The sequence below is a fragment of the Gordonia sp. NPDC062954 genome, assembly GCF_044543825.1.
GTDB classification, from domain to species: domain Bacteria; phylum Actinomycetota; class Actinomycetes; order Mycobacteriales; family Mycobacteriaceae; genus Gordonia; species Gordonia tangerina.
Genome location: NZ_JBITWL010000050.1, coordinates 1 through 11,538, shown reverse-complemented (window position 1 = coordinate 11,538; position 11,538 = coordinate 1). Strand labels below are relative to the sequence as shown.

The following is an 11,538-nucleotide window of genomic DNA, read 5'->3' as shown; positions in this document are numbered from 1 at the left end:
GGCGCGGGGGGGCCCCGCCCGCGGCTGGGGCGCGCGGGGTCTTGGGGCCCCCCTCTTTGGTGTGCGGCGGGCGGCCCCCCCCCCCCCCCCCCGCCGGGGGGGGGGGGGGGGGGGCCCCCCCCCCCCCCCCCGACCCGGTGTGAGAGGACTCAGATGGCGCCCGGGATCATCTTGAGGACCTCCGGGTTCGGCGTGATGTAGCCACCGCCGACCGGTTCGGTCTTGTTGTCACCGGTGACCTCGAACAGCAGCATCTCGGTGGTGCAGTTCGGGGTCGTCTCCTTGCCGCAGGTGAGGGTCGGACCGGCGAAGCTCTGGAAGTCGGTGAGCCCCTTCAGCCCGGCCAGCACGCCCGGCCCGGTGAAGTCGGTGACGCCGGCCGTGTTCAGTCCGTTCACGAAGTCAACGAGCGTTGCGAACATCCCGTAGGCGTAGAAGCCGCCGCTGCCTCCGGCCTCGTCGACGTACTGCTCAGAGATCTGCACGTTCTCCTTGACCTCTTCAGGCGCCGACTCGAGCGCCGGCGGCTGCCAGATCGGCGAGTACGTTTGCGCGCCCACGGCCTGGGCACCCATGGTGTCGATGAACTCGGTGCACGCAGCCATGAACATAGTGCCCTGGTAGCCGACCGACCGCAGCGACTGCGACAGCTTGGTGCAGTTGTTCTCGTTCGCCGACGTCATCAGGCCGGCAGCCGCGGGGTCACCGTCGGCGAGAGTGGTGGCCAGCGCGGTGTAGTTGGGTCCGGCCGGCGGGTAGTACACCCCCTTGACGTCGATCTGGAGTTGCTGGCCCAGCGGCACCATGAGGGTGTCGAACACCTGATGCGCCTGCGGCAGATCGGCATTCGCGAGGGTCAGGGACTCCTTCTCGGCCGCCTTCAGGGACTGCATGAATCCGACGAGGAACGCGGCCGCGGGCGGGCCGAAGTACACCCGGTTGGCCGCCTCGGCGCCGGTCGCCGTGTTGAACGGGATCTGGCCGACCATCGGGATGCCGGCCGAGGTGAGAATCGGCATCGCTGCCTGGGATTCGGAGTTGTATCCGTCGATCGCGGCGACGACACCTGCTTGGACGAACTGGTTCGCGCACGAGATCGTGGACTCCGGCGCGGTCTGGTCGATCCCGCAGTCGATGACCTCGATGGGCCGACCGTTGATCCCACCGATCTGGTTGTTGATGTACTCGACGGCGGCGTCCTTGCCGGTGGTCACACCCGGTTGGGTGCCGGGCCCCTGCGAGGGATTGAACAGGCCGACCCGGATCGGGTCACCGGCGGCCGCGGTTCCGCTCCCCTCGGCCACCCCGGTGCTGCCGGAACCGCTGTCATCGTCGCTGCTGCACGAGACAACGGAGAATACACACGCCGCTGCCACGGCGGCCGCGAAGACGCGGCCAGTTCTCCTACGCATACTCACATGCCTTTCCCGCCGGTTCCGGGCACGACTGTTCGACCCGGTAGGGCTTCGAGTTCCAGATTTGAGCACCGGACCACCGGCGGCGGTTCGGTGGCCCGATCCGCCTGATGTGATCTGGGCCACTCGGAAAGTAGCGTCTGCCTTACACCGGTGTCAAGCTGTTTCACGAAGTGAAATTCACTGTGCGCGAGTGTGACCCCGCAGGTAGTGATGGGACAAGTGACCCAGAAAGTGCGGATCTGTGCGATCGCGACAATGCTTATCGTCACATTTCGGACACTGCCCAGAGGAGGTCCCGAAGCGGTGCGGCCGGTCAGTCCGTCAGGCGCTGCTGTGCGGCGTAGCGCGCCATCGCCTCGCGCTCGCGGGCGTGCCCGGGGTAGCCGAACAGAACGATCAGGGCACCGAGCACCACCACCGCAATCGCCGCCCCGTAGGCACGAGTATCGCCGTCCACGAAGGCATTTCGCGCAGCGGCGATGATCTGGTCGGCATATTGCGGGTAGCGTGACGCCAATACCTCGGCGCTGGAGAAGGATTTGGTGAGCGCGGCCTCGCTCTGCGCGGTGATCTCGTCGGCTTGCGGCGACGCGGCAATCGAGGCCGACAGCGACTTCGCGTAGCCCGCGGTGAGGATGGCCCCGAGCAGCGACTGCATGATGGCGCCACCGAGGTCACGCTGGAGGTCGGACATACTCGATGCCATGCCGGCGCGCTGCACGGGCACCGACCCGGTCAACGAGTGCGATGCGGGCGTGCCGGCGAAGCCCACACCGACACCGATCAAGAAGTAGGCGGCAATGACGACCCACACCGACGCACCCTCGTCCCAGGTGAGGTAGGCGACCACCAACCCGGCGACGATGAACGCGTAGCCGAGCAGGAGGGTGAACCGGGAGCCCAGGGCCTCGACGAGCTTGGCCGACTGTGGGGCCACCACCACCATCGCCAGAGCCGCGGGCAGGATCATCGCGCCCGCCTCCAGCGTGGAGTAGCCCAACACGTTCTGCAGGAACTGCTGCCCGATGAACATCGCACCCATCAAGGTGCCGAAAATGATGATGCCGCCGACGGCCGCCACCCAGAAGGTTCGGCGACGCGCGATCCGCAGGTCGAACAGCGGTACCCGGACTCGGAGTTGGCGCACCACGAAGCCCAGCGCAGCGACGAGTGCGATGGCGGTGAGGATCACTACCGCGGTGCCCTTGTCACCCAACGGGGCGAAGTTGAGCGCGAGCACCGTCGCGCCCACGAGCACGATCGACAGGACACCGCCGAGGTTGTCGACGGTGGCGGCGGTGTCTCCGCTGTCGGAGGGAACGAGGAACCAGGCGCCGATCAGGGCGATCACGGCCAACGGAAGGGTGACGAGGAATACCGCGTTCCACTTGAACACTTCGAGCAGTCCCCCCGACAGCACCGGGCCGGACGCCGAGATGGCCGCGCCCAGAGCCGACCAGGCCGCGATCGCCTTGGTGCGCCGAGCGCCCGACCACAGGGCGGTGATCACCGCCAGAGTGGTGGGAAACGCCAGGCCCGCTGAGATACCGCCCACCACCCGGGCCCCGAACAACACCTCGAACGACGGCGCGAATCCGGCCACCAGCGAGGCCGGGATCGACAGCGACATACCGAACACGAGCATGCGTTTGCGGCCGTACCTGTCGCCGAGGGCACCGAAGTAGAGCACCGAGGCGGCCAGCCCGAGTGAATAGCCGACCGCGATGAGGTTCAGTTGCGTGGAGCTGGCGTCGAGTGCCTCGCCGATGTCGGGCAAAGCGACGTTGGCGACCGCGAGATTGATGTTGGCGACCCCCGCCACGAGGATCAGCGCGGTCAGGACTCGGCCCGCGCGCGCGGGCGCGACACCGTCGTCGTCGGGCTTCGATACGGGCGCCGTCACGCGTCAAGAGTACGACGATCCGAGCGCCGAGGATGCGCACGCCAGGGAATTCGAACTGCCGGAGTCACGTTCGGGCGACATTCCGCCGCCTGATGGGGCCTGTCGGCGATTGCGGCCTAAGATCACCGACGAAAGACACACCAGGCCCGGTGGTGTCGTCGAGAAGAAAGGCGCCACAACGGTGCTCACACTCATCCCCGACTCCCAACGCCGCACCCTCGATGAGCTGGCCGAACGGCTCGATTTTTCGGTCGGCGAACGACTCTCGAAGCAGTCCGCATTCTGGATCATGCTCACGCTCTCGGGGATCATCGCGGTTGCCGGCGTGGTCGCCGACAGCACCGCCACCGTCATCGGCGCGATGATCGTCGCACCGCTGTCCACCCCGATCCTGGGCGTCGGGCTCGGGATCGTGACCGCGCGTGGACGACTGATCTTGTCGAGTGTCGGCTACATCGTCATCGGGGTGGTGCTGGTGACCGCATTGGGCGCGGTCATGGCGCAGCTGTTGCCCAACCCGACCAACGTGCTGGCCAATTCGCAGGTCCTCGGGCGCACCTCCCCCACCCTGGTGGACCTCTTGGCGGCCATCGCGACCGGCCTGGTCGGCGCCATCGCAATCACCCGGCGCGACGTCGGCGACGTCCTGCCCGGCGTCGCCATCGCCATCTCGTTGGTGCCGCCGCTCGGGGTGGTCGGGGTCTGTCTCGGTTCGGGAGCGCCGTCGTTGGCGCTGGGCGCGTTCGTGCTGTTCGCGTCGAATGTGATCGCCATGATCATCACTGCCACGATCATCCTGACCATCGGACGATACGGTCGCGAGGCCGCCGAACTCGCCGTGCAGGCCGGCGCGGGTCCGCAGCGGCCGCGTGTACGCGCGTATGTGGTGCTGACCGTCGCGCTCGTCGTGGTGGCGATCCCGATGGTCGCCAACTCCTTGTCGTCGCTCTGGTCCCGCCAGATTGCCACTGCGACCGACCAGTGGCTGTCTGACGCCGGATACGACACCGCGGAAGTGACCGATGTGTCGTGGAGCGGAAATGCGGTGACGATCAGCGTGCTGGCGCCACAGCAACTGCCACCGGTGGACGACCTCCAGCACACCGTCGACGACCTGGTGCCGTGGGACCCGCAGGTCGTCGTGGTGCACACCGTCGGGGGACGGACGCAGGCCGACTGATCTTCACCTGTCGGCCACTTTGCCGACGACGTGGCGTCTGCTCTGCGATGGTAGAGATGCGAGCTACACCAGGCGCGGTGTGAACCCGTATGTCGATGACAACACAGAAGAGGTGATCTCCGTGGGGAGTCCCCGTGAAGCCAGTCAAGCAGTGGCGGCAGCGAACTCGGACGCGCACGCGACGTTGCCCTTCGACGACACGCATGATGTCGACGATGCGGCCCGCGGCCTCATCGCGAAGCTCGACCCTGCCGTGATCTCGCGGGCCGACGGTGCAACGGCCTGGGATTGCGACGAATTCGGCTTCCTTGCCGAGGACTGCCCGCCCACGGCCAATCCCAGTCTGTGGCGTCAGTCGGGTCTGGTGGCACAACAAGGACTCTTCGAGGTCGCCGATCGAATCTATCAGCTGCGTGGTCTCGACCTGTCGAATATGACGGTGATCGAGGGCGACGAGGGCGTGATCATCATCGATCCGTTGATCTCGGCCGAGACCGCCGCAGCGGGATTGCGACTGTACCGGGAGCATCGGGGCGCACGTCCGGTGAAGGCGGTCATCTACACCCATTCGCACATCGACCATTTCGGCGGCGTGAAGGGTGTGATCAGCCAGGAGGCCGTCGATGCCGGGGAGTGCGCGATCATCGCGCCGGTCGGCATGGTCGAGCACGCGGTCGCAGAAAACGTCTATGCCGGAACGGCAATGGGACGCCGCGCCGCGTACATGTACGGAGCCGCATTGCCGCGTGGGCCGCAGGGCGCCGTGGGTGCCGGCCTCGGGCAATCGACGTCCACCGGAACGGCAACCCTGATCCTGCCGACGCTCAACATCACCACCACCGGGCAGACCGAGACCGTCGACGGTGTGACCATCGAGTTCCAGATGACACCGGGCACCGAGGCGCCCGCGGAGATGAATTTCCACTTCCCGCAGATGCGGGCACTGTGCATGGCGGAGAACGCCACCCACACCCTGCACAACCTCCTGACGCTGCGCGGCGCCCTCGTGCGCGATCCGCACGTCTGGTCGAAGTACCTGACCGAGGCCATCACCATGTTCGCCGCCCGATCCGATGTGCTGTTCGCCTCCCATCATTGGCCGACCTGGGGCACCGAGCAACTCACCGAATTCCTGTCGCTGCAACGAGACCTGTACGGCTATCTGCACGATCAGACACTGCGGCAGTTGAACCAGGGCAGAACCGGGTTGGAGATCGCCGAGGACATCGTGCTACCGCCCGCACTCGAGAACGCCTGGCACACCCACGGGTATTACGGTTCGGTGAGTCACAACGTGAAGGCCATCTATCAGCGCTACATGGGCTGGTTCGACGGCAACCCAGCGCACCTCTGGGAGCATCCGCCCGAGGAGTCGGCTCGCCGTCATGTGGAGTTCATGGGCGGAGCGGACGAGGTCATCACCAAGGCGCGCGCTACGTTCGACGACGGCGACTTCCGTTGGACGGCAACCGTGTTGAATTATGTCATCTTCGCTGACCCGACCAACGACGAAGCGAAACAGTTGCAGGCCGACACCTTCGAGCAGCTCGGCTACGGCGCGGAGAACGGCACCTGGCGCAATTTCTATCTCATGGGTGCCCACGAATTGCGCAACGGCCCCGTCGGCACGCCCACCACCACCGCGTCGGCGGACATCGCGGGCGCGATGTCGGTGGACCAGTTGTTCGATGCGGTGAGTCTCCGCGTTGACGGCCCGGCGTGTTGGGACGCCCACATCGTCGTCGACTGGGTGCTGACGGGCCTCGATCGTCGCCATCGCACCGAACTGCGCAACGGTCTGCTCGTGCACTTCGACGTCCCCCTCGATTCCGCCGACGCCACTGATGTGACATTCACGCTGAGCAAGTCGACGCTGATGGGGATACTGCTCGGTGGAGTCGACCTCGACGACGCGGTCAAGGTCCGGTCGGCCACCGTGGAGGGTGACATCGACAGGTTCCGCGAACTGGTCGGCTACCTCGACGCGCCGGACCCGGATTTCACCATCGTCACCCCGTGATCGAGATTCGAGATTGATCGTGTTCACCTGATTCCTGCCGCCGAGGAGTGCCCGAGGAACGGGCGCTGCTCCTGCCCCCTGGGGAGCGACCGAGCTTGCGAGGCCGTGTCACGAAGAGCCCACCACCGCAACCACACTCACGCACCAAGAGTTGTCGGACCCCGCCGCTATCCTGAACCCAACACCTACCGATCAAGTCCATCCCCAGCCGTCCCGCAGCGCACCAAAGTTGTCAGACCCTCCCGATAGTCTGATAGCAGTTCGATTCCCCACCAACTGATCCCGAACCCGATCTCGCTGTTGCCGCCGGAAAGGAGTGTTTCGTGTTCACTTTCACCGACCGTGCTGCCGACGACGCTCTGCTGGCCTCGAGCAGTCTCGATGAGTTGGCGCAGTACGGTCGCGATTTGTTGCGGTTGAGTAATCAAGCCCAGGCTCTGGCGATGCAGATCGCCCGTCAGATCGGTCAATCCACTTACAACGAGCGCATCACCGGCTACAACGATTACGTTCCGAACCGCATCCGCAATGCCGCCGATAAGGCCGCGAAAGGCGAAATCTCGCTGCAGTTGGGTATTTCGCGACGTCAAGCCAGCGAATGGGTTGGTCTTGACGAACTGCTCGACGAGCACCCCAAGATTCGTGATGCCTTCCGTGCCGGCGACCTGAGGCCCCACCGGCTGGGTGTGGCCATCCGCGGCGCCGCCACCGGCCCCACCGGCGACCTGCGAGCACGACTGGGCGAACTCGCCGGCAACGCCGAAACCACCGACAAACCCGACACCGAGAGCAAGGATGTCGAGGAGGAACTCACCCTCGACCTCGACGACCCCGCAGCCGACCTCGATCCCGACACCGACGGTGACAGCACTGACGACGTCGGCTCCGACGAGGCTGGTGATGCTGCGGCCGACACCGACCCCGATCCTGTTACCGACAATCCCGCCGACGAGGATGAGCCGTGGGATTTCGATGATGTGGTGCTCGATCTGGCCAGCCGACCCACCACCGACACCGCTCTGCGAGATGATCTCGACGCCATCATCATCAGCCTCGACCCCGATCGAGCCGCCGAGACCCGCGAGGACATCACCGATCTGTTCGGGGATGTGACGATCGGTGCCGAAGCGTTCGGTCACATGACCGTCGACGCCTGCATCCCCGCCGAACACGGCGTGCACCTGCGTGACCGCATCAGCGCCTTGATCAGCCGACGGGTGTGTCGCCGTGATGGGCGCAGCATCAAAGCCCAACGCGTCGCCGCGTTCGCCGAAATCATCAAAGCCCCCGGCGCCAAGCTGCGCTGCCACTGCGGCGACGACACCTGCCCCGCCCGCCAGACCCGCACCAACAACCCGGCACCCGCCACCACCCCGGGTTCGGTCACCGACAGTGTGCGCGAGTCGTCGGTCGACTCCAGCACGGCTGACGACGCCAGCGCATCTGGCCAGAGCGCCGACGAACCCGCCATGGGTGGGCCTGATGCGGCAGAAGAACAGCCGATCACCCTCGCCGACATCGACGCCGACCGTGACATCGAGGGCGAGAGCGAACAGTCCGACACCGGAAGCGATCACGCCGAAGCCGATCATGTCGCGCCCTTCCCGGAACCGCGACGAGACTTCATCACCGCACCACCTGCCGAGCACGACGCCGCCGTGGCCGATGCTCACACCGATTCCGACACCGATTCCGATTCCGACCTCGTCGTCCCCGGCCTGACCCTGCTGCGCGACCCGACCGGTCTCGACCCGGCCCGCCTGATGGGCTACGGGGCGATTGATCCGGCCCATGCCGCTCGGATCGCACCACACGCCAGCACCATCACCGCCCGACCGAGTGAAACCCGTACCGCCAGCGGGTTGATCATCTTCGGCAACCGCACACCGGCCCCACCGATCGACCCCACCGGGCACGGCGGATTCGCCACCCCACCACCGGGGGCACTGACCTATAAACCGTCAGCGGCATTGCGGGCGGAGATCATTCAACTCGACCGGCGCTGCCGTTATCCCTACTGCGGGCGACCATCCGAAGAGTGCGAACTCGACCACCTACACAAGTTCTGCCATGCCGACCCGTTGGCCGGCGGCTGGACCGTGGCCTTCAACCTCGCACCCCTGTGCCGCCCCGACCACGACCGCAAACATGACGGGCCGTGGATACCGACCATGCACACCGACCGCACCATCACCTGGCGCAACGCCCGCACCGGACAGACCATCGTCACCTACCCCAGGTGATCGGCGGCGCGAAACTGTCCGCGTCGTCTTCCCTGCGTCCGCCTGAGCAGTGACAACCACCGTCCTTACGGTCCTGAACCCGAGAACCCGCAGGGCCACAAATATCAGCCGAGTCCCGAGATCCCCTTGCCGATCAGCACTGCACCCATCACCAGGATCAGCACGCCCATGACCGTCGCATTGTTGGCCTCCAACCACACCTTGAGCCGGTCCATCGGGTCGCGCAGGTGATCAGCGGCGAACTGGTACGCGACGACGGGAACCACCACCGTCGTCGCGGCCAGCACCGTGAAGATCGCCACGAGCGCCGCATCGGCTCCCCACGCCAGTGACGCGGAGCCAATCGTGACACCCGCCGATGCACACAGCACCAGGTTCTTCGGGTTGACCGCCGCCAGCGCCACTCCGAGACCGGTGGCCGCCGGAGCGCGCATCTTGTCGATCGCAGACATCCACCGCGGCTGCGAGCTCTCGGCGTCGCGGCTGCGCCAGGTCCGAAACCCGTACAGCAGCAGGATGACCCCGAGGACGAGTTTCACCCATCCGCTCGACGATGATCTTTCATCGAGCGCCCCACCGACGACCAGGAAGATCGTCGTGGCCGCCACGATCCCGACCAGCCAACCCAGCACGAAGCCGACACTGGTGGTGCGCGCGTGCTGTCCGAGCATCATCGCGATGACACCGATGATCGGGATGGGAGAGATCGCCACGCCGACCGCGAGCGGCACCAACTCGCCGATCACAGATCCCATCCGATGCTCTCCGTCCGGTGTCAGACGCAGATGTTCACTGTCGCCGGCCCGATCGGAATGGTGACACAGATACTCGCCGAACCGAAGGGACTGGCAGCCTGGTGTGGCTCGACGGTGGCGGCGCTCGCTGCCGGAGCACACAGCAGACCAAGGCCCAACACCGCCGCGGTGACCCCCAAGGCCGTGCTCATCCTGCGCTTCATGAATACCCCCTGAGGTGGCGTCACCGGCGATCCGTCTGGCCGCGGTGTAGCGAATCTTACCTGCACGAGCCCTCACGCTCATCCGGCCGAACAGCCGATCCTGTGCTTTCGTTGCCGGGTGAGCATCACCCACCTCGGCCAGATCTTCCATATCGCCGGACGTCCCCGGGCATCCGCCGCCGACGACGCGCTGGTCTGGTTCCCCGACGGCGCACTGGTCGTCGATGACGACGGAATCATCACCTATTGCGGGCCGCGCGATGCCCGACCGGCCGACGCCACCGAGACGATCCGCGACCACGGCGACGCCTACCTCATCCCCGGTTTCGTCGACACCCACATCCACTTTCCGCAGACCTATTCGGTCGACGCCTACGGTGGCGGACAACTGCTGGAGTGGCTCGACTCGTGCATCTTCCCGGCCGAGGCCCGGCTGGCCGATCCGGACTTCGCCACCCGGATCGCTCGCGACTTCTGCGCCCGTCGGGTCGCGGTCGGTACCACCGCCGCGATGGTGTTCGGCTCCGCCTTTCCGCACGCTCAGGACGCCCTGTTCACCGAGACCCGACGTGCGGGGCTGCGACTGGTCAGCGGGCGGGGTATCCAAACGGTGGGCGGCCCGTCGGCCGAGCCGCTGCTCACCTCCGAGCGCGAAGCCATCGAGCTCACCGCAGCCGAGATCGAGAAGTGGCACGCAGCGGACACCGGCGCTCCTGACACCGCACTGCTGCACTCAGCCATCGTGCCCCGGTTCGCCCTGTCGGTGACCACCGAGACCCTGGCCAACCTGGGCGAGCTCTACGCCGACGTCCGCGACCGCGGGGTCTACGTGCACACCCACCTCAACGAGAACAACCGGCCCGGCGACGGCGAGATCGACACCGTCAGAAAACTCTTCGGGGTCGAGTCCTACCTCGACACCTACGACGGCCGGTTCCTTCCGGGCAGCCGCGTCGGCGGTGCCGGCCTGCTGGGTCGGCGCACGATCATGGCGCACGCGGTGCACTGCACCGACACCGAACTCGCCCGGATGGCCGAGACCGGCACGTCGATCGCGCATTGCCCGGTGTCCCAACTGTTCCTGGGCTCCGGAACCATGCCGTGGCAGCGTACGCTCGCCGCCGGGATCACGGTCGCGGCCGGCAGCGACGTTGGCGCCGGCGACGAATGGTTGATCTCCCGGGTGCTGTCCGACGCCTTCAAGGTGCATCTGAGCGAGCCCGGCGATGCCGGTGTGGCGATCCACCCGGCCGAGATGTTGTTCACCGGCACCCTCGCCGGTGCCCGCGCGCTCGATATGGAGGACCGCTTCGGGAACTTCGACGACGGCAAGGAAGCGGACTTCCTCGTCATCGAACCCGATCGTTGGCCACCACTGGAAGCGATTCTGACGCAAGGGATTCGCGCCGACGACGACCGCACCGCGCGCGACCAGACGTTGTTCGCGCTGCTGATGGGTCTGCGGGAGCCGGCCATCGCCGAGGTGTATGTGCGTGGTCGACGGGTGCAGGTGTCGACCACAGCGTGAGGCGCCCTTCGCGACGGTCCTCTACGCAGGGAGCAGGAGTCACTCGGAGATGCGGAGGCCGTCCCACTCGTGATCGTGCATGAAACCCTCGGCGAGACCGACGCGATACTTCAGGCAGCTGCGCAGGATTCCGAGGTAAGCGACCGGTAGTAGCACGGCGGGACGGTTGTCGCCGGGCGAACCGATCACATCGCTAGTGTTGCGCGTCGTTAATTCGCTTACAGGCGTTCGGGTGGAAGAATTGCCGTATGCCCACTTCGGCGTTGGTTCTCGATGATGATTCGCGCG

General features: G+C 66.3%; 8 protein-coding genes and 1 pseudogene. 5 read left to right on the top strand and 4 right to left on the bottom strand.

The features are described from left to right. Window positions 1-149: 149 nt before the first annotated feature. Both ACIGKQ_RS24835 and ACIGKQ_RS24830 read right to left on the bottom strand, forming a co-directional pair. On the bottom strand, window positions 150-1,412 hold the full coding sequence (locus tag ACIGKQ_RS24835; RefSeq protein WP_235721865.1) for an ABC transporter substrate-binding protein: 1,263 nt from the start codon (window positions 1,410-1,412) through the stop codon (window positions 150-152). A 319-nt stretch (window positions 1,413-1,731) separates the two neighbouring features. Then, window positions 1,732-3,321 (bottom strand): MFS transporter, encoded by a 1,590-nt coding sequence (locus ACIGKQ_RS24830; protein WP_235721864.1) that lies wholly within the window; start codon window positions 3,319-3,321, stop codon window positions 1,732-1,734. A gap of 181 nt (window positions 3,322-3,502) precedes the next feature. Between ACIGKQ_RS24830 and ACIGKQ_RS24825 the strand changes: the two genes are divergently transcribed. The 3 genes from ACIGKQ_RS24825 (at window position 3,503) to ACIGKQ_RS24815 (ending at window position 8,764) form a co-directional block, all read left to right on the top strand. Further along, entirely contained in the window at window positions 3,503-4,501 is a 999-nt protein-coding gene (locus ACIGKQ_RS24825) for a DUF389 domain-containing protein (protein ID WP_235721863.1), read from the top strand. Between the two features lie 121 nt (window positions 4,502-4,622). Further along, window positions 4,623-6,521, top strand: coding sequence for an alkyl/aryl-sulfatase (locus tag ACIGKQ_RS24820; protein WP_235721862.1), 1,899 nt, complete (start codon window positions 4,623-4,625; stop codon window positions 6,519-6,521). Window positions 6,522-6,844: 323 nt separating this feature from the next. Beyond that, window positions 6,845-8,764, top strand: a complete 1,920-nt coding sequence (locus ACIGKQ_RS24815; RefSeq protein WP_235721861.1) for an HNH endonuclease signature motif containing protein — start codon at window positions 6,845-6,847, stop codon at window positions 8,762-8,764. Between the two features lie 104 nt (window positions 8,765-8,868). On the opposite strand, the gene ACIGKQ_RS24810 is transcribed toward ACIGKQ_RS24815, so the two are convergent. Continuing rightward, window positions 8,869-9,519, bottom strand: coding sequence for a GAP family protein (locus ACIGKQ_RS24810; RefSeq protein ID WP_235721860.1), 651 nt, complete (start codon window positions 9,517-9,519; stop codon window positions 8,869-8,871). Window positions 9,520-9,549: 30 nt separating this feature from the next. Between ACIGKQ_RS24810 and ACIGKQ_RS24805 the strand changes: the two genes are divergently transcribed. Together ACIGKQ_RS24805 and ACIGKQ_RS24800 are read left to right on the top strand one after the other, a co-directional pair. Further along, entirely contained in the window at window positions 9,550-9,735 is a 186-nt protein-coding gene (locus ACIGKQ_RS24805) for a hypothetical protein (protein ID WP_235721859.1), read from the top strand. A 105-nt stretch (window positions 9,736-9,840) separates the two neighbouring features. Beyond that, complete coding sequence (locus tag ACIGKQ_RS24800; protein ID WP_235721858.1) at window positions 9,841-11,250, top strand: amidohydrolase family protein; 1,410 nt, start codon at window positions 9,841-9,843, stop codon at window positions 11,248-11,250. A gap of 39 nt (window positions 11,251-11,289) precedes the next feature. Here the strand turns inward: ACIGKQ_RS24800 and ACIGKQ_RS24795 are convergent. Next, a pseudogene (locus ACIGKQ_RS24795) lies at window positions 11,290-11,454 on the bottom strand (carboxylate--amine ligase); the annotation flags it as partial. Window positions 11,455-11,538 lie beyond the last annotated feature (84 nt).

What these genes read in the sequence shown, in the direction of transcription:
- ACIGKQ_RS24805 (WP_235721859.1), top strand. Translation starts at nt 9,550, where the DNA reads ATGTTCACTGTCGCCGGCCCGATCGGAATGGTGACACAGATACTCGCC.
- ACIGKQ_RS24810 (WP_235721860.1), bottom strand. Translation starts at nt 9,519, where the DNA reads ATGGGATCTGTGATCGGCGAGTTGGTGCCGCTCGCGGTCGGCGTGGCG.
- ACIGKQ_RS24835 (WP_235721865.1), bottom strand. Translation starts at nt 1,412, where the DNA reads ATGCGTAGGAGAACTGGCCGCGTCTTCGCGGCCGCCGTGGCAGCGGCG.